The 21,306-nt window shown below is 70.9% G+C and carries 19 protein-coding genes; 8 read left to right on the plus strand and 11 right to left on the minus strand.

Going from position 1 to position 21,306, the window contains the following annotated elements; genetic code table 11:
* Positions 1-303: 303 nt before the first annotated feature.
* Positions 304-810 carry a DUF427 domain-containing protein gene (locus IEY63_RS18615; protein WP_189070496.1) on the minus strand — a complete coding sequence of 169 codons (507 nt, stop codon included), beginning with the start codon at positions 808-810 and terminating at the stop codon, positions 304-306.
* Between the two features lie 75 nt (positions 811-885).
* Between IEY63_RS18615 and IEY63_RS18620 the strand changes: the two genes are divergently transcribed.
* Positions 886-1,983, plus strand: a complete 1,098-nt coding sequence (locus IEY63_RS18620) for an alpha-hydroxy acid oxidase (protein ID WP_189070497.1) — start codon at positions 886-888, stop codon at positions 1,981-1,983.
* 39 nt (positions 1,984-2,022) lie between these two features.
* On the opposite strand, the gene IEY63_RS18625 is transcribed toward IEY63_RS18620, so the two are convergent.
* The 3 genes from IEY63_RS18625 to IEY63_RS18635 all read right to left on the minus strand — a co-directional run bounded on the left by IEY63_RS18625 (position 2,023) and on the right by IEY63_RS18635 (position 4,597).
* Positions 2,023-2,448: a DUF3592 domain-containing protein gene (locus IEY63_RS18625; RefSeq protein ID WP_189070498.1), complete on the minus strand. Its 426-nt coding sequence runs from the start codon at positions 2,446-2,448 to the stop codon at positions 2,023-2,025.
* Between the two features lie 117 nt (positions 2,449-2,565).
* Complete coding sequence (locus IEY63_RS18630; RefSeq protein ID WP_189070499.1) at positions 2,566-2,709, minus strand: hypothetical protein; 144 nt, start codon at positions 2,707-2,709, stop codon at positions 2,566-2,568.
* A gap of 46 nt (positions 2,710-2,755) precedes the next feature.
* A complete protein-coding gene (locus IEY63_RS18635) occupies positions 2,756-4,597 on the minus strand; it encodes a menaquinone biosynthesis decarboxylase (RefSeq protein ID WP_189070500.1) in 1,842 nt (613 codons plus the stop codon).
* Positions 4,598-4,821: 224 nt separating this feature from the next.
* Between IEY63_RS18635 and IEY63_RS18640 the strand changes: the two genes are divergently transcribed.
* From IEY63_RS18640 to IEY63_RS18650, 3 genes are all read left to right on the plus strand, one after another.
* A complete protein-coding gene (locus IEY63_RS18640) occupies positions 4,822-5,586 on the plus strand; it encodes a transporter substrate-binding domain-containing protein (RefSeq protein ID WP_189070501.1) in 765 nt (254 codons plus the stop codon).
* A gap of 74 nt (positions 5,587-5,660) precedes the next feature.
* Positions 5,661-6,332 carry an amino acid ABC transporter permease gene (locus tag IEY63_RS18645; RefSeq protein WP_189070502.1) on the plus strand — a complete coding sequence of 224 codons (672 nt, stop codon included), beginning with the start codon at positions 5,661-5,663 and terminating at the stop codon, positions 6,330-6,332.
* A 115-nt stretch (positions 6,333-6,447) separates the two neighbouring features.
* A complete protein-coding gene (locus IEY63_RS18650; RefSeq protein WP_189070503.1) occupies positions 6,448-8,010 on the plus strand; it encodes a DUF4153 domain-containing protein in 1,563 nt (520 codons plus the stop codon).
* Positions 8,011-8,050: 40 nt separating this feature from the next.
* On the opposite strand, the gene IEY63_RS18655 is transcribed toward IEY63_RS18650, so the two are convergent.
* From IEY63_RS18655 to IEY63_RS18665, 3 genes are read right to left on the minus strand one after another with little or no spacing between them, the layout of a single operon-like run.
* Positions 8,051-9,097 (minus strand): hypothetical protein, encoded by a 1,047-nt coding sequence (locus tag IEY63_RS18655; RefSeq protein WP_189070504.1) that lies wholly within the window; start codon positions 9,095-9,097, stop codon positions 8,051-8,053.
* Between the two features lie 28 nt (positions 9,098-9,125).
* Positions 9,126-11,891, minus strand: a complete 2,766-nt coding sequence (locus IEY63_RS18660) for an LPS-assembly protein LptD (protein WP_189070505.1) — start codon at positions 11,889-11,891, stop codon at positions 9,126-9,128.
* Positions 11,888-13,117, minus strand: coding sequence for a SpoIID/LytB domain-containing protein (locus tag IEY63_RS18665; RefSeq protein WP_189070506.1), 1,230 nt, complete (start codon positions 13,115-13,117; stop codon positions 11,888-11,890). Before IEY63_RS18665 ends, IEY63_RS18660 begins: the two co-directional genes overlap by 4 nt.
* Positions 13,118-13,190: 73 nt before the next feature.
* Between IEY63_RS18665 and IEY63_RS18670 the strand changes: the two genes are divergently transcribed.
* From IEY63_RS18670 to IEY63_RS18685, 4 genes are all read left to right on the plus strand, one after another.
* Positions 13,191-14,357: an FAD-dependent oxidoreductase gene (locus tag IEY63_RS18670; protein WP_189070507.1), complete on the plus strand. Its 1,167-nt coding sequence runs from the start codon at positions 13,191-13,193 to the stop codon at positions 14,355-14,357.
* A 566-nt stretch (positions 14,358-14,923) separates the two neighbouring features.
* A complete protein-coding gene (gene ilvA, locus IEY63_RS18675; RefSeq protein WP_189070545.1) occupies positions 14,924-16,432 on the plus strand; it encodes a threonine ammonia-lyase, biosynthetic in 1,509 nt (502 codons plus the stop codon).
* 76 nt (positions 16,433-16,508) lie between these two features.
* On the plus strand, positions 16,509-16,835 hold the full coding sequence (locus IEY63_RS18680) for a hypothetical protein (RefSeq protein WP_189070508.1): 327 nt from the start codon (positions 16,509-16,511) through the stop codon (positions 16,833-16,835).
* Between the two features lie 137 nt (positions 16,836-16,972).
* Positions 16,973-17,302 (plus strand): four-helix bundle copper-binding protein, encoded by a 330-nt coding sequence (locus IEY63_RS18685; protein ID WP_189070509.1) that lies wholly within the window; start codon positions 16,973-16,975, stop codon positions 17,300-17,302.
* Positions 17,303-17,312: 10 nt separating this feature from the next.
* On the opposite strand, the gene IEY63_RS18690 is transcribed toward IEY63_RS18685, so the two are convergent.
* From IEY63_RS18690 to IEY63_RS18705, 4 genes are all read right to left on the minus strand, one after another.
* Complete coding sequence (locus tag IEY63_RS18690; protein WP_189070510.1) at positions 17,313-17,936, minus strand: response regulator; 624 nt, start codon at positions 17,934-17,936, stop codon at positions 17,313-17,315.
* Positions 17,933-19,150 carry a sensor histidine kinase gene (locus IEY63_RS18695; RefSeq protein WP_189070511.1) on the minus strand — a complete coding sequence of 406 codons (1,218 nt, stop codon included), beginning with the start codon at positions 19,148-19,150 and terminating at the stop codon, positions 17,933-17,935. The genes IEY63_RS18690 and IEY63_RS18695 overlap by 4 nt, the downstream gene beginning before the upstream one ends.
* A gap of 225 nt (positions 19,151-19,375) precedes the next feature.
* Positions 19,376-20,443, minus strand: coding sequence for a DUF3103 family protein (locus IEY63_RS18700; RefSeq protein WP_189070512.1), 1,068 nt, complete (start codon positions 20,441-20,443; stop codon positions 19,376-19,378).
* A gap of 82 nt (positions 20,444-20,525) precedes the next feature.
* Positions 20,526-21,260 (minus strand): phospholipase A2, encoded by a 735-nt coding sequence (locus IEY63_RS18705; RefSeq protein WP_189070513.1) that lies wholly within the window; start codon positions 21,258-21,260, stop codon positions 20,526-20,528.
* Positions 21,261-21,306: the final 46 nt, after the last annotated feature.

A 21,306-nucleotide genomic window follows, 5' to 3' on the forward strand; every position in this document is an offset into this window, starting at 1 on the left:
ACTTCACCCCGAAAGGCGTCGTCCGTTTCGTGAGTCTGGAGACCACCGGGGGGCGGTCCGCTCACCCGACCCTGTCGGATCGGCCTGTCATCGTCATCATCACCAGATTTTCATGCGTCCCAGCGGCACCTTTCGGCTTTCCCGCTCTCGCCCTTCTTCTCGGGCGAAGAGAACTATATGCCTACGCGTCCAAACTGTCAACACCCCACGGCCAGTCCCGCGGATGTGCCCTGCCTCAGGTGCTGTTGACGAATGAAGCCAAACTCAAGCCCACGCCACAGCACCCACCACACCTGAAGCGGCCTACCAGCCCCAGCTGCCCGGCTCACCCTTGAAGGGACCCACCACATTCGGCGTGATCCAGCCGCCATAGAACCCACCAGGCTGCGGCGTGACCCGCACGTCATTGACCCGGCACTCATCCATGCGCCCCGCATAAACCGCCACATGCCCGGCCATCAGCGCGAACGGCGCCGCCGGATGTTCGTAACTCCAGCCGGCACCCTCCTCGACCCGCCCACCCGCCTGCACCGTCCAATAGGTCGCCTCGCCCTTCCACTCGCAGACGCTACCGCCCGGCGCGCGCGACAGTACCCCCGGCGCGAAGTCCTCTTTCGGCAGGTAATAGGTGGGCGGATGACTGGTTTCCAGCACCCGGAACGCCGCGGTCGTCTGGGCGATCCGCTGACCCCCCAGCCAGATCTCTATCGGGGCGGACGTGCGCTCCAGCCGGGGTGGGCGCGGGTACGCCCAGACGCTCTCCTGACCAGGAGCAGGCGGCACGGGCTGCGGACGGGCACGCTGAGACATGCCCCCAGTCTCCCCTTCCCCAGCCGGTCTTGGCTGTGGGCCTTCTGACCAGTTCAGGGCACGGTACGCTGCGTCATGACGCCCCGCACTCCGGCAGACCTGAACACGGCCTTCAACCTGGCGGATCTGGAACGCCTGGGCCGCGCCGCGCTGGACCGCAACGCCCTGGAGTACTACGCCAGCGGCGCGAATGACGAGCATACCCTGCGGGAGAACCGCGCTGCGTTCAGCCGCGCCCGCCTGCGCCCCCGTGTCCTGGTGGACGTCTCCAGCGTGAACACGGGCACCAGCGTGCTGGGCCTCCCGTTGAGCAGTCCCATCGGGATCGCGCCCAGCGCCTTCCACGGGCTCGCGCACGCGGACGCCGAGCGCGCCACCGCCCGCGCCGCCTACACGCGTGGCAGCGTCATGACGCTGAGCACCTTCAGCAACACGCCCATCGAGACGGTCGGCGCGGAAGCCCAGGGCCGCTTCTGGTTCCAGCTGTACCTACTGCGCGACCGCGCCCTGAGCCGCAGCATCCTGGACCGCGCGCACGCGGCCGGAGCGCGCGCCCTGGTCTTTACCGTGGACGCACCCTTCCTGGGCCGCCGCGAGGCGAACGAACGCCATCGCTTCGCCCTGCCCGCACACCTGAGCGCCCCGAACGTCGCCAGCCGCGACGAACTCGCGCAGGTCGAAACCGACAGCGGCTCTCAACTCGCCAACTACTTCCAGAACCTCGTGGACAAGACCTTCACCTGGCGCGACCTCGACTGGCTGCGCGGCCAGACGCCCCTCCCCATCATCCTGAAAGGCATCCTGACCGCCGAGGACGCCCATCTGGCCGCCGAGCACGGCTGCCACGTCTGGGTCAGCAACCATGGCGGACGGCAGCTCGACACCGCCATCAGCAGCTTCGAGGCTCTGCCTGAGATCGCGGACGCCGTCGCGGGCCGCAGCGAGATCTACCTCGACGGCGGCGTGACGCGCGGCACGGACGTCCTGAAAGCTGTCGCGCTCGGCGCCCGCGCCGTGTTCCTGGGCCGCGCCGCCCTGTGGGGCCTCGCCGCCGCCGGGGAGCACGGTGTGGAACGCACCCTGGAACTGCTGGAAGACGAATTCCGCCTCGCCATGGCCCTGTGCGGCGCCACACGGATCGAGGACCTGACCCCGGCGCTGGTGCGGCTGTAGCCGCGTGAACGCCCCTTCCTCAGACCCTCACCATCGCCTTCACGCCCCCTGAGGCCTCGTCGCTTCTCGCCATGCCCTGCGCAGCCCCCAGGCCAGCATGGTCAAGAAAGGCGACGTCAACAGCATCAGTTGAATGGAGGAAGACGGAACGGCTGTCCTGACAACCGACTGTGCTGGATCGTCCGGGTTGTACGCCACCTGAATTACTTCTCCGACCCTGAGGTGAGGCTGTCCGCGAAGCGCCTCGCAATCGGCGTCGCCATAGCGGCCGGGCGAAATGGTCTCCCAGCCTGTACGTTTTCCCGTGTACTTCATGTCGTCGACGGTGTAGGTGTACAGGAGGGCACAGCGATTTCCGTACTGGGCCTGCGTGACGAGCGCCGACACTCTCGGCCAGGATTGCGAGCGGAGCGCGGCCAGCACACCCTGCCCGGGAATCACCCATCCGATGAACCCGAACAGCATCAGACCGAATCCGAGCAGCAGAAGCGGCGTGAGGCCCTCAGATGTGTGGCGTGAGGAGCGACCGGCACTCAGGAGCGGGATGCGTCCGGTCAGGATGAGGCAGGCCTGCCACAGCAGCTAGCTGGCATACGCCCCGGCGGCAACAGTCACGACCCACTGCCACGGTTCCGGGGATGGCGCACGCAGGAGAGTCGAGACCGGAATGAACAGAAGCAGGACACCCGGCAGGACGTATCTGAGAGCGACGGCGACGTACAGCATGTCCTGAGGGTACCGAACCGTTTCTAGTGACACCGCCGCATTTACCTCAGCGCCACTTCTCCGGCAGGCCGTACACGTTCCAGAGGCGTTCGACGCGGTCCACGATGTCTTCGTCCATGACGATCTTGGGCGGCCACTCGCGGACGAAGCCTTCCTCGGGGAGTTTCTTCGCGCCGTCCCAGGCGAGGAGCTCCCCCTGCACCCAGACGTCGCGTTCGGCGTCGATGTTGTTCAGGATGGTCCACCAGACGTCCTGAAGGTCGGTCACGTCGGTCTGGTCGTCGCAGATCAGGAGGTGGCGGATGCCGTGTGCGGCGGGGTGCGCGGCGAACGCAGCGGCGAGATCACGGGCCTGTCCGGCGTGGGTCTTGTGCAGCGCGACCAGCCAGTACCCGTCCGGGGTCTGCCGCTGGGCGAGGACGCCGCCGACGGTGGGGAGGTCGTGCGCGGCGCGGGGCGTGAAGGTCTGGGGCGCCACGGTGTCCCCGGCCTGGTCGGGGCGGCTGCTGGCGGCGCTGCCGACCTCCTCGGGGCGTTTGGTGGTGGCGTCGATGATGAGTTTCCCGCCGTAGCCCCAGCCCCGGCTGGAGTGGTCGAGCACGTCGATGGGGCCGCGCGTGGTGAGGGTGTCGCGGCCCGGCACGGCCTTCTGCGTGACCTCGCGCCACACGGCGTCGAAGTCGGTGACCTTCACGTGTTCGTCGAGGACGACGATGACCTTGGCGAACATCATCTGCCCCAGGCCGAACAGGCCGTTGGCGACCTTGTACGCCTGCCCCGGGTAGCTCTTTTTGATGCTGACGAACACGAGGTTGTGCGCAACCCCGGCGGGCGGCATGTGGTAATCGACGATCTCCGGGATGATGAGCTGCGCGGCGGGCAGGAACAGCCGTTCGGACGCCTCGATCAGGTACGCGTCCTCCATGGGGGGGCGGCCTACGATGGTCGCCGGGTACACGGGGTTGCGCCGCATGGTGACGGCCGTGACGTGGAAGTGCGGGTACAGGTCGGGGAGGGTGTAGAAGCCGGTGTGGTCCCCGAACGGCCCCTCCATGACCCAGTCCTCGCTGGGGTCCACGTAGCCTTCGAGGACGAACTCGGCGTTGGCGGGCACGTCCAGATCGACCGTGATACCCCTGGCGACCGGGTAGCGCTGGCCGCGCAGGTACCCGGCCAGGGCGAACTCGTCCAGGCCCGGGACGGGCGGCAGGGGCGCGGTGGCGGCGTAGATCAGCGCCGGGTCGCCGCCGATGGCAACCGCGACCTCCAGTTTTTGCCCGAGCTTCTTCGCCTTCTCCAGATGTTTCGTGCCGGTCTTGTGCCGCTGCCAGTGCATGCCGGTCGTGTTCCGGCTCATGACCTGCACGCGGTACATGCCCATGTTGCGCTCGCCGGTTTCCGGGTCCTTCGTGATCACGAGGGGCAGCGTGACGAACGGCCCACCGTCGAGCGGCCAGCATTTGAGGATCGGGATCTTCGAGAGATCCACCTCGTCGCCGCGCCACACGACCTCCTGCGCGGGGGCCGAGCGGACGCGGCGCGGGGGGAGATTCATGGCGTCGCGGAGTTTCGTGACGTTGCTCAGCAGGCCCAGCTTGCTGCCGCCGCCGGATAGGTCGATGAGATTCCGGACCTTCTCGGCCAGCCCGTCAAGGTCGTCCACGCCGAGGGCCAGCGCCACGCGCTCCTTGGTGCCCAGCAGGCCGATGGCGACCGGGTAGTCGCTGCCAACGACGTTCTCGAACAGCAGAGCGGGGCCGCCCTGCTTGACCATTCGGTCGGCGATCTCGGTGATTTCCAGCTCGCGGCTGACCGGGGTCGTGACGCGGATCAGTTCACCGCGCTGCTCAAGGAGGCGCATGAAGCTCTGGATGTCCGGAAAGGCCATGCGCCGAGTGTAGAGGTGCAGGGGCGGGGCAACCGTACCCGCGCACGGGGTTGCGCGGTCCGCTGGTCGCGGTTGCCGCGACCAATTGGCCAGATAGTGTAGACGGGACACTTTCTAAAAATTGACCGAAGTTGTAGACTATTGTCATTACGGCGAACGGCGCGCACTGCACGCCTGTTCAACCCCACTCATCCGGCGGCCCAGACCGCCTTCCAAGGAGCCCCATGAAGCACCCCACCCTGATCCTGCTCGCCCTGACCCTCGGCCTCGGCAGCGCCCACGCCGCCACCCCCAGCACCCTGCAAAAAGGCGTGCTGAAAATCGGTATGGAAGGCACCTACGCCCCCTTCACCTACAAGGATGACAAGGGCAACCTGACCGGCTTCGACGTGGACATCGCCCGGGCCGTGGCTGCCAAGCTGGGCCTGAAGGCCGAGTTCGTCCTGACCGAGTGGAGCGGCATCCTCGCCGGCCTCCAGGCGAACAAGTACGACGTGATCGTCAACCAGGTCGGCATCACCGCCGAGCGCCAGAAGACCATCGGCTTCAGCGCCCCCTACGCGTACTCCAGCCCGCAGATCATCGTGAAGAAGACCGGTAGCTTCTCCCCCAAGACCCTCGCGGACCTGAAAGGCAAGCGCGTGGGCGTGGGCCTGGGCAGCAACTTCGAGAAGCAGCTGCGGGACGCGGGCGGCATCAACGTCGTCACGTACCCCGGCGCGCCCGAGTACCTCGCCGACCTCGCCGCGGGCCGCCTGGACGCCGCGTTCAACGACCGCCTGCTCGTCGGGTACCTCATCAAGTCCCAGAACCTCCCCGTGCGCGGCGCGGGCGTCATCGGTGACCCGGAAGCGGTCGGCATCGCCATGAAGAAGACCAACACCAGCCTGAAGACGGCGGTGGACAAGGCCCTACTGCAACTCAAGGCCGACGGCACATACGCCAAGATCAGCCGCAAGTGGTTCGGGCAGGACGTCAGCAAGCCTTAAGCTCAGAGCTGTGAGCGCTGGGCCATGGACGCGGTCACCACCGCCCGTGGCCCAGCGCTGTGCCGGGGAGGCCCATGAACACCGAACAGCTGCAACTTGTCCTCCAGAGCGCCTGGACCTCACTGCCCACCCTGCTGGGCGCGCTGCCTGTCACGCTGGGCTTCGCGCTGGGCGCGATGGTACTGGGCCTCCCGCTGGGGTTCCTGGTCGCGCTGGCGCGGCTGTCCCGGCTGGGATGGGTGCGGGGCCTGAGCAGCCTGTACGTGTCGTTCATGCGCGGCACGCCGCTGCTCGTGCAGATCTTCGTCATCTACTACGGCCTGCCCAGCCTGGGCGTCACACTGAACCCCGTGGCGGGCGGCGTGATCGCCCTGACGCTGAACGCCGCCGCGTACCTCTCGGAGACGATGCGCGCCGCGATCCTCAGCATCCCGAAAGGACAGCGGGAGGCCGCGACCAGCCTGGGCCTGAGTGGGGCGCAGACCATGCAGCTGATCATCCTGCCGCAGGCGGCCCGGGTGGCGCTGCCCAGCCTGAGCAACACCCTGATCGGCCTCGTGAAGGACACGTCCCTGGTCAGCGTGATCACGGTCGTGGAACTGCTGCGCAGCGCGCAGCTGGTCATCGCGCGGACCTTCGAGCCGTTCGGGCCGTACCTGGCGGCCGCGCTGATCTACTGGGCAGTCAGCAGCCTGCTGGAGGTCGTGCAGCGCCTGCTGGAACGCCGATTCGCACGCGGAGGATAGAGCCCTCCTTCCCTTGCGACCCCTCTCCCCCGCCAGGAAGAGGGGTCGTTCTCCTCCTTTCGCTGTAGACCCTCTGGTGGACGCCGCGTGAGGACCCGGTGAGTACGGTGCGGGCATGACCCTCCCCGGTGCACCCGCCGAAGTCCCCCAGGTCCCCTCGCCCACCGCGCCGAAGGTCACGTGGCCGCTGCTGACTGCCGCCGGACTGGCCCTGGCCACGCTGCTGCTGACCGAAGGAACGCGCGGCGCGTTGGGTCTGAATCTGGCGGCGTGGACGGCCCTGTATCTGGGCGTGGTGACGTGGCGGGCCACGCGGGAGGGCCAGCCGCCCAGCCGCGAGGGCGTGACGCTTCTGGCGCTAGCCGCCCTGTTCGGCGTGACGTTCACGCTGTGGGCCCCCACCCCCGATCTGACGTTCCTGAACACGCTGGCGCTGATCCTTTGCCTGGGACTGGGCTCAGCCGCGCTGCGTTTCCCCGGACTGGAGCGGGCGGGCGTGCTGGACGGTCTGGGCGCGGCCCTGAGCAGCGGCCTGCACGTCATCTACGGACTGGCCATGCTGCTCGACCGCTTCCCCTGGACGCACCTGAAACCGGCCCCTGCGGCGCCGCGCACCTGGGGCCGGGTGGGTGTGGGCGCGCTGTTGAGCGTGCCTCTCCTCGCGGTGTTCGCGCCGCTGCTGGCCGGGGCGGACGAGTCGTTTGCACGGGCGCTGGACGCCCTGCTGCACTTCGACGTGAACCTCGACCGGCCCATCCGCACGCTGGGGCACCTGATCGGCTGGCTGATCCTGACGGGTGGACTGGTGTACGGGGCGCTGCTGGCCGCGCGGCCCAGCCTCTTCCCGCCTGCGCCGCGCGAGGGGCGGCTGGGCCTAATCGAGACGGGCGTGCCGCTGGGCGCGCTGGCCGTGCTGTTCACGGCGTTCGCGGCGCGGCAGCTGCCGCTGCTGCTGGGTGGCGCGCTGCCTGAGGGGCAAACGTACGCGGCGTTCATCCGCGAGGGCTTCGGGCAGCTGATGACCGTGGCGCTCCTGACGGCCGCCGTGCTGCGCGTCGCGTACGCCCTGAGCACCCCGGAGTCCCGCCGCCGGCCGGGCTTCCACGCGCTGAACGCCGCGGTGCTGCTGCCGCTGACCGTGATCCTCGCGTCCGCCGCGCAGCGCTGGGTGCTGTACACGCAGGCGTACGGCCTGAGCGAGACGCGCGTGCTGGGCGCCGCGTTCCTGATGTGGGTGACCCTCACGCTGGCGTGGCTGGCCGTGACCCTCTGGCGGGATCAGGCGAGCCGCTTCGCGTACCCGACGCTGCTGCTGGGCTTGGGCACCCTGCTCGTCACGACCGCGCTGAACCCGGCGGGCCTGATCGCGCGGGTGAACATCGCACGCGACCTGTCGGGCGTCACGAACGCGCAGCGCACCGAGCCGCAGCGGGTGAACGCCGCCGAGCTGCTGAACCTGGGCCCGGGCGCCGTGCCGGTCCTCGCCGCGCACCTGGACGTCCTGACCGACTGCGCCCCCAATCCTGGGGCGAGCGGCGTGCCCGAGTGCCTCAGCCACGCTGCTCTTGTGGCCTCCCTGCGTGAACGGTACGCCCACGCACGCGACCCGCGCGGCTGGACCCTCGCGTACGCCCGGGCCCGTCAGGCTGCGCTGAAGCTCCCGGCCGCGGCCGACTGACGCTCATCGGCTGCGGCTCCGCTGTGGCCGCGCGTCGAGTTCAGGGCGTGGGCACCGGTACCGTCCAGGCGATGCTCAGGGGCGCGGTCAGGGTGGTCAGGGTTTTCGGGGCCCAGTTCCCGGTGGTCAGGCCCAGCGTCACGTCGTAGCGGTTCAGGTTCTGCCCGGCCAGCACGTACGCCTTCCCATCACTGGGCAGGGTCAGGTCACGGATGTCGGCCAGGTTGGCAACTGTCGCTGCCGAGGACGCATTTCCATCCCATAGGCGCAGTGGGCTGTCGGCGGTGCCCGCCAGGACGTTGCTGCGCCACGCGGCGAGCAGGGTGTCGTTCGCGCCGCCCACCCACAGCCGGTCAAAGCGGTTCGTCCCGAACGCGGTGAGGGTCGTGGCGCTGTCGGGCTCCCCGCTGGACTTCAGGGCCTGAATGCCGGTCGCGGTGGCGGCCAGGATGCGCCCCGCGTACGGCGCGAGGTCGAACACCGACGGGATCGCCAGGGGCGCGCTGACCTCGGGCGTGGCCGCGCCGCTGGGAATCGCCACGCGGATGACCTCGCTGCCGCCGTTCAGGCGGGCGCGGGTGATCAGGCCCACGTCGCCCTGCACGGCCAGCCGGGTGGGGGGCGTGTCACTGGTCGCCACGGGCGGCAGGTACGTGGGCAGCAGCGCCGTCCAGAGCAGCGCGCGGGTATCGGCGTTGAAGAGCGCGGCACGCTGCACGCCGCTGCACTCGCTGAGCAGCAGCAGCCGCGTGCGCGTGGCGTCCTGCGCGGCGCGCGTGTAGCAGGGCGTGAACCCGGGATCCGCGAAGGGCTGAGGGTCCGTGCCGTTCGGGGCGCGGGTCTCCGCGCCGCCCGTGCGGACCGTGATCAGGCGCCGGGCACCCGACAGGGGCAGCACGTCCACGCCGCCCGTGACGGGCGTGGTGTTCACGCTGCCGCCGTCGGTGTTCAGCGCGCGCAGCTGCGTGGCCACGCCCACCGCGGTATCGGTCAGGACGCCCAGCTGCACGGCGTACTGCACCTCCTCGGTGCCGGTACAGGCCGTCAGGAGGGCGGTGGTCAGGGCAGGAACAATGAATCGGCGCATGAGGGCACCTCCGGGAGTCAGCGGGGGGTCAGGGCAGGGCGGGAATCAGGGGGACCTTGACGCTGTCGGGCGTGAGTTCAAACAGCGGGAAGCCGGTCTGGCCGGGCAGACCCACCGCCACGCGGTAGCGGCGGTTCACGAGGTCGGCTTCCGCCTGGAGCGCCCAGCAGCAGCGGTCAATGGTGAGGCCCAGCACGGGCGTCAGGGGACCGGGGGACTGGCGCACGCCGTCCAGCCACGTGAAACTCTGGCGCAGCGTGCCGGTCAGGTACGCGCCGGGCCGCTCGTCGGCGCGGCCCAGGCCGAGGCTGACGCGCAGCGGGTCCAGCTGGAGGGTGTCGGTGGCGCGGTCGTTCGGGTACGTGCCGCTGCGCGTGCGGGTGTACAGCGCCCGGCCGGAAATCCAGAAGCGACTGCCGAACTGCGCGGCGCCGCTGAGTTCCGCGCGGACCAGTTCCGTACGCCGCTGATCCAGGCCCGGCAGGTTCACGGCGGCGGCCACCGCCAGGTTCTGCCCCGGGCGGGTCAGGTTCAGGCTGCCGGTCAGCTGCGGCGCCGTGAAGCCGCCACGGCGCAGGTCGTACGGGCCGCCGTACTTCACGGACCAGCTGTTCAGGCTGCCGCTGGTGGTGCCCACGCTGAATTCCAGCGTGCCGCTGCTGCGGGCGTTGTCGGCGCGGGTCAGGAGCAGGTTGTGCGCGGTGCGGAACTCGTACTGCCCGCGCCACAGGACGCGGTGACTGCCGCTCAGCTGCCCCGTGGCGGGGTTCAGGGTCTCGTCGCCGGTGGCGCTCAGGGCGTTCACGACGGTGTCCTGCGTGCGGGTCAGGTTGTAGCGGAAACCCACCGACGTGATGCCCGGCTCGCGCAGGGCGTGCGTGACCGACACGCTGAAGGTGTTGCTGCGCACGTCCCCGGTCACGGCGGCCGTGACGGTCAGGGGTTTCGGCCCGGTGGACAGGGCGTACCCGCCCGACGCGCTCAGGCTGAGGTTCGGGGCGGGCCACGCGCTGGACCGGGTGGCGGTGGCGGGGCGGGCGGGCGCGGTGGCCGTGGCGGGCTGCGCGGGCGTGACCGTGACCTTGGCGCTGTCCGGGTCGGCCAGGGTGGCGCTGAACGTCACGTCCTCCAGGGTGCGCTTGTCCGGGTTCACCTGCGCGCTGGCGCTGAGGCTCAGGGGTTTGCGGTTCACGCCCAGGCTGAACGTGGCGTTCCCCTGCTGGTCGCTCCTGAGGAACAGGTCACGGGTATACGACACGCCGAACGTGACGTCCCGCGCGGGCACCGTCGTGAGGTTCAGGGTGATGGGCGCGGACAGCACCCGCCCGCTCAGCGCGTCGAACGCGAAGGGGCTGGTGCCCTCGGTGCGCAGGTACTTGGCGGTCAGGCTGACCGAGTTCGACCCGGCCCAGCGCTGCGTGAGGGTTCCGGTGACGTTCAGCTGCACGGTCCTCGCCCCGGTGCCGTAGTACCGCCCGGTGAAGGTGTTGCTGAGGCTCAGGTCAGCGTCCGTCCAGGGTTTCACGGTGTACGCGAGGGCGTGCTGCTCCTCCAGGCGGCTGGTGGTGATGTTCACGCCCTGAGCCGTCGCGCTGGGCGAGCGGGGATTGCTGGCGGCCGTGTAGCTGCCCGCCGTGACCCGCACGTCCGCGCTGAGGGGCCCGTTGGTGTACGGCTTGGGATCCACCGTCACCTCCGGACGCTTGAGCGGCGGGGACAGGGCCGTGGTGGGTTTGGGTCCGAAGCGGTCCACGTACTCCAGCGCCGCGCTGAACAGCGGGTACTCCACGTTCGCGCTGAACTGCACGTTCGTCACGCCCCGCTCGGCGTCGGTGCTGCTGCGCCCGATATCGCGCTGCGTGACACTCAGGCTGTAATCCAGGTCCCGCACGGCCAGGGTCAGCGGCACGCGACCCCGCACGCGGAAATCCAGGTTCACGTCCCGCCCGGTCTGCCCCACCGGGCGCGGCTCGGCCAGCGCGTCCAGATCCACGCGGTCCACGAACGGCACCGGCGCGTACGAGCGCAGGTTCACGCCCAGCCCCACGCTGGGGTTGCGGTTCTCGTAGTAGCGCAGCCGCGTGGTGCCCAGCGTGTTGCCGCCCACGCTGAACGGCAGGTCCGCGAGCACGGTCAGGCCGTCCACGGCGTCCCGCCCGACTTCCAGGCGCGGCTGGCGGTCTTTGTCATTCAGGGGCAGCACCAGCACCGGCAGGAACAGCACGGGCACGTCCGCCAGCAGCAGCTGCGCGTTGTACGCGACCAGCCGGTCACCGGGGTACACGATCAGCCGGTCCGCGCGGAACGCGTAGTCGTTCGGGGTGCGGCCGCAGCGGGCGCAGGTCGTGAAGTACCCGCCCGTGGCGCGCAGCTGCCCCGGAATGCGGTCCACCTCCTGGCCGCGAATCTGGAGGCGGGCGTCGCTGATCAGGACGTCCTCGCCGCTGACCTGTTCCTTGCCCAGTTCCACGACGAGGTTCTCACCGCGCAGATCCTCGTTGTCCTTGGCACTGTGGTACGTGGCCGACCCGATCAGCGTCAGGGTGCGGCGCGTGCGGTTGAACTCCACACGCTTGGCGCGCACCACGTCGTCATCCACGCGCAGTTCCACGTTCTCGCCGCTGATGATCACGAGCTCCTGCCCGTCCACCTGCCGCAGCTCCAGCGTGTCCGCCGAGACGATCTTCACCGTGCGCGCCTGCGCGCCCCCCAGCGCCAGCAGGCCCAGCGCCAGCAGCGCGGCCTTCAGGCGCCCGGACCGGCGCCGGGCGGGGCGGCTCGCCCGGCCCCTCACTGGACCGACCCAGGCCGGGCGGCCAGCTGCGCCGCGGCCCACACCTGCTCCAGCGGCAGCACCGGCAGCGCCGCGACCGCCATCAGGGCGTCGCCCGCCCCAGCGCGGCCGGTCAGGGTGGCCAGCTGTGTGCCCGGGTAGTAGAAACCCAGCACGTGCAGGTGACTGTACCCGGCGTTCGCCAGGCCCAGCGCGCCGTACTGCGACAGGCCCACGCCGTGCCCGCTGCCGCTGCCCGACAGCACCAGCGGATTCAGGCCCGCCAGGGTCACGCGCGTGGCCGGCGCGCCCAGCGCCCGCACGAAGCCCCCCGCACTGGCGCCCGTCAGCTTCCCGCTGCCCGTGGCGCCCACGAACGTGATCTCCAACGGACGGCCCGACTCACTGACGCGCGTGACCGTCACGCTTTTCAGGGCGCCCACGCGCACCCCGGCGTTCCCGGCGGCCTCCTGCACGCGGCCCAGCGGCACCTCCAGCTGCCAGCGGGCGCGCGGCCCCCCGGCAGAGAACGGATCGGCCTTCGCGGTCAGGTAGGGCAGGTCCTTGCCCCACACCTCGGCGCTGGACGCCGTGAAGCCCCCGTTGTCACTGCTGAAGAACGTGCTGGCGGCCTTCCCGCCGAACGCCACGACCTGCGCGCGCGTCGCCGCGACCGCCGCGTCCGACTGCGGTTTCTCGGCCGCCACCCCGCCGTACACCTGACAGGCGTCCGTGGCGCACGTGTCAAAGGGCGTGGCCGGGTTGATGCGGGCCGTCACGTACGTCCGCGCGATCACCGCCTGCGCCTGCACCGCCGCGGCGGGCCACGACGCGGGCATCTCGGCCGGCACCACGCCCCGCAGGTAGTCCTCCAGGTCCACCACGTTGATGCCCTGCACCGCGCCGCCCTCGGCCCGCAGCTGCACCCCACCCCGGTAGGTCTTCCCGGCGATGTCCACGACGCTGCCCGCGCTGGGCGGCAGATACAGGGTGGCGCTGCCGGTCGTCTGGCCGTTCAGGGTCAGCTGCGCGCCCGTCACGCCCACCGTCCACGCCTGCGCGGGCAGGGGCGCCGCCGCGGGGGCGCCCGGCACGCTCAGCCCACCGGGGGCCGGGGCGGGCGCCGCGACCCGCACGGTCAGTTGCGGCGCCGACGCCACCAGCACGCGCACGTTCAGCGCCGACGCGCCAGACCCCAGCAGCAGCCCGCCGCACACCGCAGCGCCAACACGCAGAAATGAACGCATGATCAAGATCGAGTATACGCACCCCCACGCCCGGCCGCCTGACAGGCGCGTGAGAACAGCCCATCATGCCCGCATGACCTCCGCCCGCCCCCCTGGCCGCGTGTGGGCCCACGTCGGCCAGCCCTTCACGCCCGGCACGTCACCCGAGCCGCTGCACGACGTGCTGATCGTCGGCGCGGGCCGCATGGGCAGCGCCCTGGCCCTGGCCCTCACGGAACACGCCCCGCACCTGCGCACCCTGCTGATCGAGGAGGGCGGCCTCCCGAACGAGGACGGCGCGACCATCCTCGCGCCGGGCATCTGGACGCTGGCGCACCTGCCCGACACGCAGCGCGAGGCCGCACGCTGGACTCTGGAACGGCTGCGGACGCTGCTGGGCGATGACATCCAGGCCAGGGCGTACCTGACCCTGCACGGTCAGCCCGCCCCCGGGCGCCAGCCCACGCGTGACCTGCTGGCCGCGCAGCCCGCCAGCCTCGCCCTGCTCGACCCGGACCTGCTTTCCTACGCCACCGCGTACGAGGCGCACACGTACCGGCCCGGCACCCTGGCCCAGACCGCCGCGCAGGCGGCCATCCGCCGCGGCACGGACCTGCTGCTGAACACCCGCGCCACCCCCCACCCCGGCGGGCACGTCACGCTGGAGCGCCTGACCGTCACGAACACCCACCAGATCGTCACGCACGAAACCCACAACCTCCGCGCGCCCCTGGTGGTCCTCGCCACCGGCGCGCACGCCCCCGCGCAGGCCGAACACCACCTGGGCGTGCACACCCGCCACGCCCGCGCGTACCGGCAGACCCCGCACCTCGCCACGCCCAGCACCGAAGGCGCACCCATCCTGCACGTCCACGGCCTGACGCTGCGGCCTCAGCACGGCGCGTACACCCTGATCCCGCCCATTCACCACCGCGACCCCCACGGGTACGTCCCCCAGGGCGGACAGCTGACCGGCGTGCCCACCGGCCTGCGCCGCGAGACCCTGGAAGACCTCGTGGGCCTCATGGACGCCCTCCCCGCCCTGGCCACGCCTGACCTGCACCTGGGCCGCAGCCTCGCCGACATCCCCGGCGCGTGGCTCGCCCTCCCCGGCGGCCGCCCCGACGCCGCCCCCACCCACGAACGCCTCGACGACCACGCCCACCTGCTCCTCGGCGGGCCCCACGCCGACACCCTCGGTTTGTGGACCGCGGACCAGCTGGCCCAGAAGATTGCGCGGGAAACGGAGCGTGGTCAGTAGAGGGGAGGACCGGAGACTGCGGCAAAGCGGGGACAGCACGCCCCTCTATCAGCTTCACTGACCGCTCCCTTCAGAGTGCAGCTTGGCTCTTCGCTGATGTCAGGACTGAAACAGTAGATCAGCGGTCCGAAGCGTCCTGCCACAGCAGATGACCGCCGATTGCCACCGGCCGTCGTGCGCGCAGCGCGCGGGCCTTGCGGGGGGCGGAGGATGGCGTCGAAGCCGGACATCCCACCGCCCAACACAAACACGCCGCAGGAGTAGAAACTCTTGCCCAGTGCCAACGACGGCTCCCCCTGCCCCGCTGGGGTAGGGGGCTGGGGGGCGGGGCCGCCCCAGCAGCTCCCTTGTCTACCCCTTCCCCACCGCGCGACGACCCCCACGCCTAAGCTGTCGGTCATGAGCGCGGCGCGAATTATTCGCTGGTCAGGGGTGAACGCCTGACGGCCTGCGCGCTGCCATTCGTCCCCCGCCGTCCGGTGGGGGTTTTTTATTCGCTGACGTTCAGGAAGGGGTGATCGGGTGTGACGCAGGTTCGGGAATTCAAGCCGGGTGAGCTGGACGCGATGGATGTGCTGCGGTTGGCGTTGACGAGCAAGGTGTATGGGGCGGCGGTGGAGACGCCGGTGAGTGAGACGCCGCGTCTGAGTGCGCGGGTGGGGAACCGGGTGCTGCTCAAGCGGGAGGATCAGCAGCCGATCTTTTCGTTCAAGTTGCGTGGGGCGTACAACAAGATGGCGCAGCTGACCGCGGAGGAGCGGGCGCGGGGGGTGATCTGCGCGTCGGCGGGGAATCACGCGCAGGGGGTGGCGTTCGCGGCGGAGCGGTTGGGTGTGCGGGCGGTGATTGTGATGCCGGCGACGACGCCGGAGATCAAGGTGGGGGCGTGCCGGGCACGGGGGGCGGAGGTGGTGCTGTTCGGGGACAGCTTCAGTGACGCGGAGGCTCATGCGTTCGCGTTGCAGCGCGAGCTGGGCCTGACGTTTGTGCATCCGTACGATGATCCGCTGGTGCTGGCTGGGCAGGGGACGGTGGCGCTGGAGGTGCTGCGGCAGGTGGAGACCCCGGGTCCGCTGACGGTGTTCGTGCCGGTGGGGGGCGGGGGCCTGATCGCGGGCGTGGCGGGGGTCCTGAAGGCGCTGCGGCCGGACATCCGGGTGGTGGGGGTGGAGCCGGAGGACAGTGACGCGATGTTCCAGTCGGTGCAGGCCGGGGAGCGGGTGCGGCTGGAGTCGGTGGGCATCTTCGTGGATGGCGTGGCGGTGAAGCAGGTGGGGGCGTTCACGTTCGACCTGACGCGCCGGTACGTGGATGACTGGGTGCGGGTGAATACGGATGAGGTGTGCGCGGCGATCAAGGATGTGTTCGACGACACGCGCGCGGTGATGGAGCCGGCGGGGGCGCTGGCGGTGGCGGGCCTGAAGCGGTTCGTGCAGGAGCGGGGCGTGCAGGGCGAGACGCTGGTGGCCCTGACGTGCGGCGCGAACGTGAACTTTGACCGGCTCAGGCACGTGGCGGAGCGGGCGGAGATCGGGGAGCGGCGCGAGGCGATCTTCGCGGTGACGATCCCGGAGCGGCCCGGGGCGTTCCGGGAGTTCATCGAGGTGGTGGGGGCGCGAGCGATCACGGAGTTCAACTACCGCTTCGCGCCGCGCGCGCAGGCGCAGATTTTCGTGGGAGTGCAGCTGGCGGCCCCCGGGCAGCGGGCCGAGCTGCGCGACGAGCTGATGTCGCGGGGGTACGCGGTGCTGGACCTGACGGACGACGAGCTGGCGAAGGTGCATGTGCGGCACATGGTGGGGGGGCGCGCGCCGGAGGCGACGGACGAGCGGGTGTACTCGTTCACGTTCCCGGAGCGGCCGGGGGCGCTGCTGGAGTTCCTGACGCACCTGCATGGCCGGTGGAACATCAGCCTGTTCCATTACCGCAATCATGGGTCGGCGCACGGCCGGGTGCTGGCGGGGGTGCAGGTGCCGCCCGCGGACGCGCCGGAGTTCGCGGCGTTCCTGGCGGGGGTGGGGTACCCGGCGGTGGAGGTGACGGCGAATCCGGCGTACCGGTTGTTCCTGACCTGACCGGGCGTCTCGTCTCATGAAGGGGGGGTGGGGGGACCCTCACCCCAGCGTGGGGGCGGGTGTGTCGTGATGAGGCATGACGAAAGCCAACGGTTCGGGGAATGTCGTGGTGTGTCTGAGCGGGGCGTGGCGTGGGGAGGCCACGGATCCGCAGCGGTCCTTTCATGGTGACGTTGTCGTGTCCACACTGGAAGCGCTCCCAGTCGGGGCAGCGGTGGAGGTCACGTACCGCGACAGCGGGCGCCGCGTCACCGGCCCCGGTGAGCACGGCACGTACACGCTACGCTCTGGCGACCACACCTGGACCCTGTCGCGGTTCACGCAGCATGCCAGTCACGCCGGAGAGTCCCGCGATGACCGCACGCCCGCCACCGAGTGGGAAGCGGAACTCGTCCATCACTGACGGCCCTCCCGCAGGCGGGGACCGGCTGATCGGGGTGGGCCAGCCGGACCTCGTGCCGCTGGGCTGGACGGGGCAGGGTGAAGGGGGCCTGAATTCCGCTCCCATCCCGCTCCGGGCGCGGGGTGGCACGGTGAGGCATGACGGAAGCCATGATCCAGGAGTGCATCGACGCGTGTCTGGCCTGCGTGCAGGCCTGTGAGACCTGCGCGACGGCGTGCCTGTCCGAGCCGGACATCGACATGATGCGTGGTTGCATCCGCCTGGACCGGGACTGCGCGGACGTGTGCGCCCTGACGGCGCGCCTGCTGATGCGGGGCAGTGACCTGCACGCGCAGGCCTGCGCCCTGTGTGCCGCGGCGTGTGAAGCCTGCGCCGCCGAGTGCGGGCAGCACCACCATGACCACTGCCAGCGCTGCGCCGAAGCCTGCCGCCGCTGCGCGCAGGTGTGCCGGGAGATGGCCGCCTGAAGTCAGCCCGTCAGATCAGTCGGTATTCCAGGGCTTTCAGGACGGCGCGCGTGCGGTCCCGGACGCCCAGTTTGGACAGGATGTTCGACACGTAACTCTTGATGGTGCCCTCGGTGGTGGTGATCAGCCCGGCGATCTCGCGGTTGCTGTACCCGCCGGCCATGAGACGCAGCACCTCCTGCTCGCGGCAGGTGAGGCTGATGGCCTCCTCGGGCGGGGCGGATTCAGGGCTCAGGACGCGGGAGGGCGTGACCGGCTGAAGCCAGCGGCCACCCCCGGCCACGGTCCGCACCGCCTGAAGCAGCACGTCCAGCGAGACGTCCTTGAGCAGGTAGCCGCGCGCGCCCGCCTGAGCGCCCTGGATGAGCAGGTCGTCGTCATCAAAGGTCGTGAGGATCAGCGTGGGCGGCAGGGCGTTCAGCGCATTCAGGCCCCGCAGGACGCCCAGACCGTCCAGGTGCGGCATGCGGTAGTCGAGCAGCATGACGTCCGGCCGGTGCTCCGGCACCAGCCGCAGGGCCTGGAGGCCGTCTTCTGCCTCCGCGACCACGAGCAGGTCCGCGCACAGGCCCAGCATGCTGCGCAGCCCCTGACGGACCAGGGTCTGGTCCTCGACGAGCATCACGCGAATCACGCGCTCCTCCGCAGGGGCAGCGTGGCGTGCAGCGTGACGCCCCGCTCGGCGCTGGCCTGCACGTGCAGGGTGCCGCCCGCTCCCTCAAGGCGTTCACGCATGCCGCTCAGGCCGCAACCGAAGCGCAGCGGGCCGCCGGGGCGGCGGGGGCCGTCGTCGTGGGCGTGCAGGTGCAGGCGGCCATCCTCGGCGCGGAAGGTCAGCCACACCTGCCGGGCCTGGGCGTGCCGCGCGGCGTTCGTCAGGATCTCCTGCACGCTGCGCAGCAGGACCTGCGCGCCGATGGGGCAGGGCAGGCGCAGGTCTGGGGGCCAGTCCAGGTGCACGTGCAGGGGCGTCGCGGCGCTCAGGGCGCGCAGTTCGGCGGGCAGGTCGCACTGCGCGGTGTCACGCAGGCCACGCACGGTGTCCCGCACGTCGCTCAGCAGGTCCCGCGTGACGCGCCGGGCGGTCTGCACGTGCGGTCCGGCGGGCGCGTCCTGGGGCAGCAGGTGCTCGGCCACCTGGAGGTGCATGCCCAGCGCGGTCAGGTGGTGGCCCATCAGGTCGTGCAGGTCCCGGGAGATCTGGAGCCGCTCGGCCTGGCGGCTGGCGTCGGCCAGCAGGGCGCGGGTGGCGCGCAGTTCGTCCACCACGGCCGCCAGGGCCTGCCGGGCGCGGATCTCGCGCATGGCGGTGCGGACGGTCATGGCGGCCAGCCCCTGGAAGCACACGTACCCGGTCGTGAACGCCCAGGCGTCCTGGTTGTGCCAGTGGCTGAGCAGCACCCACAGCAGCGCGCCGCTCTGCGCGGCCACCCACAGCAGCGTGGGGCGCAGCGGCAGGATCAGCGCGACCTGCGCGGCGATGGTGATCAGCAGTCCGGCCTGCACGCTGCTGCCGTTCAGCAGGGCGTTGCCGGTCAGGGTCAGCAGCGCCTGCGTGAGCAGCAGGGCCAGCGTGCGGGGGCGGCGGGTCAGGCCGCGCAGGGTCAGCAGCAGCACCGCCAGGAACGTGAGGTTCACCGCGCCCCACCACTGCACGTCCGGGAGGGGCAGGTGGTCGCGGCCCGGCTCGACCAGCAGGGAATGCAGGGACAGCACGGCCCAGGTGATCAGGCTGGTGGCGTGCAGGGTGCGCTGCACCTCGCCGCGCGGGTCAGGCCACGCGGATTCAGTGGGGGCGGCCGCAGGTGAGACGGGCTGGGGTGGGCGCAGCGGGGAGTACACGGTCATGTCGGTGCCTCGGGGGGACGCGCAGGACGAAGGAAAGGAACCCGTGTGAGCAGTGCCGTGAGCTGGGGTGGGGTCAGTGTACGGGGCGGGCCCCCACCGGCTGGTGAGGGCCCGCCCTGCCGGCGCGCTCCCGCGGTCACGGGATGAATCAGGTGCCGGGGCCGCCGGCGCCCGGACGGTGGACCGCTGGGCCGCGGGTCGGTCTCCCCCGCCTCTGCGCTGGTCCTACTCGCAGCCGCCGCGCCACCAGCGGACGTCGCCAGTGTCCAGGGCGAAGCGTTGCAGGCGGTCCCCGAAGGCCAGCGTGGCGTGGCCCATCTGGTCGTCGCCGTCCGCGACGGTGTAGGACACGCTGCCGTTGACCCCCTTGACGTCCGCGCCGAAGGTCAGGGTGATGCTGCTGCCGCCGTCGCGTTCGTACCAGAGGTACATCATCCAGTTGCCCATGGTGGCGCTGGTCCAGCGGATCAGGTCGCGGTTGGGCGTGTACCACTTGTTCTCGTCGTTCACGTCCGTCAGGGACCCCAGGTACAGACCGTCATGTGAGTTCGAGCCGAGCTGCACGTAGATTTCTGGGTCGCCACGCGACCAGGGTTCGTGGTCGTCGCGGACGTACAGGGAGATCAGGCGCTCCCAGCTGTCGCAGGCCTGCGCGCCGATACCCGCGCCGGGTTCACTCAGGGTCGCGGCGCCGGCCTGGGTGGCGGCGGGGATCATGACGTTCCCCTGGTCGTCCACGCGTTCGGCCACGCCGACCACCACGACCGGCTGGCTGGGTGGGGTGCGGCCGTCCAGGACGTGACGGCGGCCCTGCGCGTCGAAGGCCACGACGGGCGCGAACTCGTCACCGCCCTGCGCGGCCACGGCCACCAGCGGGGTGTACGTGTCGGGGTTCCACTGCGGGCCGCGCACGGCGACTTGCAGGTGCGGCACCGCGCGGGTCACGTCGTTCAGGGCGCTGACGCTCAGGCCGCCGCGGGTCAGGAGGCCCTGCACGGTGCTCTGCCCGGCCGGGCGGACGGCCAGCGTGCTGAACAGGGTTTCCTGATCCCCGTCGAAGCGCAACGCCACCTGTTCCTGCACGGCGCGGCGCAGGTCCGGGTTGGGCAGTTGCCGGGCGAGGTCCTGCGCGAAGCGTTCCAGCGCGGCGTTCGTCTGCGTGTCGGCGGCGCCCGGCGCGGCGGGCTGGGCGGCCTCGGGGGTGGGCTGGGCGCCGGGCGTCTGACCGCAGGAGGCCAGGGCGAGGGTGAGGCCGAGCAGGGCGGGGGCGAGCGCGCGGGTCAGGTGCGGCATGGGTGACTCCTGGGTGGGGGTGCAGGGGGTGGACGGCCGGAACGACTGCCGCTCAGGGCGCCGTTCCGGCTGCGCGATAGGGTCAGCTGTTGCGGATCCAGGCGGCCCAGCCGCCGATGTCCACGGCGTGGTAGTACGCGTTCGCGGCGGCGTAGCAGGCGGGGCGGGCGTACCAGCTCTTGGCGGCGCAGATGGTTTCCATGTTGTTCAGGAAGGCCAGGTCGGTGCGGGCCTTGTTGTAGGGCCAGTAGGGTTTGGAGATCAGCCAGGGCAGGTTGCCGTACCCGAAGTCGTGCACGTCGCAGGCGGGGCGGAAGTCGTCGCGGTAGCCCAGGCCGAAGCCGTCGGGGGCGCTGCAGCCGTCGCTGCCCCAGCGCAGGCCGCTGTAGTTGGGGCTGGCCTTCTCGGCGCGGTAGTGGCTGACGCTGCCCCACGCGACGGACTGTGCGTACCCGGCGCGGCCGGTCGCCTGGCTCTGCAGGGGCGCGCCGCCGACCTTCTCGGCGGCCAGGGCCTCGACGTTCAGGGGCGCGCTGGTGTCGCCGTAGGCGCGCTGGAGGCTCTGGAGGAGCAGGGGGTCGCTGGCGTACTCGCGCAGGATGGCCTGGCTGTCCTCATCCTGAAGTTCGGGTCGGGCGGCGTACGCGGCGATCTGGGCCTGGGTGCTGCCGGAGGGTGCCGGGGCCTGAGCGTCCGGCGCCTGGGCGGCCGGGGTCTGGGCGGCCGGGGTCTGGGCAGCGGGGGCCGGTGTGGTCTGTCCGCAGGCGGCGAGGGCGAGGGGCGCGAGGATCAGCAGGCTGAGGACGGTGCGGTTCATGATGGACCTCCTGAAAGAGTGAGCCCCCGGTCTGGGGCGCGGGCGG

This window comes from Deinococcus radiotolerans (genome assembly GCF_014647435.1).
Classification (GTDB): Bacteria; Deinococcota; Deinococci; order Deinococcales; family Deinococcaceae; genus Deinococcus; species Deinococcus radiotolerans.

Bases quoted from the DNA above. Each gene is read 5' to 3' on its own strand.
- IEY63_RS18650 (WP_189070503.1), top strand. From the start codon at position 6,448: ATGACCCTCCCCGGTGCACCCGCCGAAGTCCCCCAGGTCCCCTCGCCC.
- IEY63_RS18685 (WP_189070509.1), top strand. From the start codon at position 16,973: ATGACGGAAGCCATGATCCAGGAGTGCATCGACGCGTGTCTGGCCTGC.
- IEY63_RS18615 (WP_189070496.1), bottom strand. From the start codon at position 810: ATGTCTCAGCGTGCCCGTCCGCAGCCCGTGCCGCCTGCTCCTGGTCAG.
- IEY63_RS18635 (WP_189070500.1), bottom strand. From the start codon at position 4,597: ATGGCCTTTCCGGACATCCAGAGCTTCATGCGCCTCCTTGAGCAGCGC.
- IEY63_RS18695 (WP_189070511.1), bottom strand. From the start codon at position 19,150: ATGACCGTGTACTCCCCGCTGCGCCCACCCCAGCCCGTCTCACCTGCG.
- IEY63_RS18680 (WP_189070508.1), top strand. From the start codon at position 16,509: ATGACGAAAGCCAACGGTTCGGGGAATGTCGTGGTGTGTCTGAGCGGG.
- IEY63_RS18625 (WP_189070498.1), bottom strand. From the start codon at position 2,448: ATGCTGTTCGGGTTCATCGGATGGGTGATTCCCGGGCAGGGTGTGCTG.
- IEY63_RS18665 (WP_189070506.1), bottom strand. From the start codon at position 13,117: ATGCGTTCATTTCTGCGTGTTGGCGCTGCGGTGTGCGGCGGGCTGCTG.
- IEY63_RS18645 (WP_189070502.1), top strand. From the start codon at position 5,661: ATGAACACCGAACAGCTGCAACTTGTCCTCCAGAGCGCCTGGACCTCA.
- IEY63_RS18700 (WP_189070512.1), bottom strand. From the start codon at position 20,443: ATGCCGCACCTGACCCGCGCGCTCGCCCCCGCCCTGCTCGGCCTCACC.
- IEY63_RS18630 (WP_189070499.1), bottom strand. From the start codon at position 2,709: ATGCTGTACGTCGCCGTCGCTCTCAGATACGTCCTGCCGGGTGTCCTG.
- ilvA (WP_189070545.1), top strand. From the start codon at position 14,924: ATGGATGTGCTGCGGTTGGCGTTGACGAGCAAGGTGTATGGGGCGGCG.
- IEY63_RS18640 (WP_189070501.1), top strand. From the start codon at position 4,822: ATGAAGCACCCCACCCTGATCCTGCTCGCCCTGACCCTCGGCCTCGGC.
- IEY63_RS18670 (WP_189070507.1), top strand. From the start codon at position 13,191: ATGACCTCCGCCCGCCCCCCTGGCCGCGTGTGGGCCCACGTCGGCCAG.
- IEY63_RS18655 (WP_189070504.1), bottom strand. From the start codon at position 9,097: ATGCGCCGATTCATTGTTCCTGCCCTGACCACCGCCCTCCTGACGGCC.
- IEY63_RS18620 (WP_189070497.1), top strand. From the start codon at position 886: ATGACGCCCCGCACTCCGGCAGACCTGAACACGGCCTTCAACCTGGCG.
- IEY63_RS18705 (WP_189070513.1), bottom strand. From the start codon at position 21,260: ATGAACCGCACCGTCCTCAGCCTGCTGATCCTCGCGCCCCTCGCCCTC.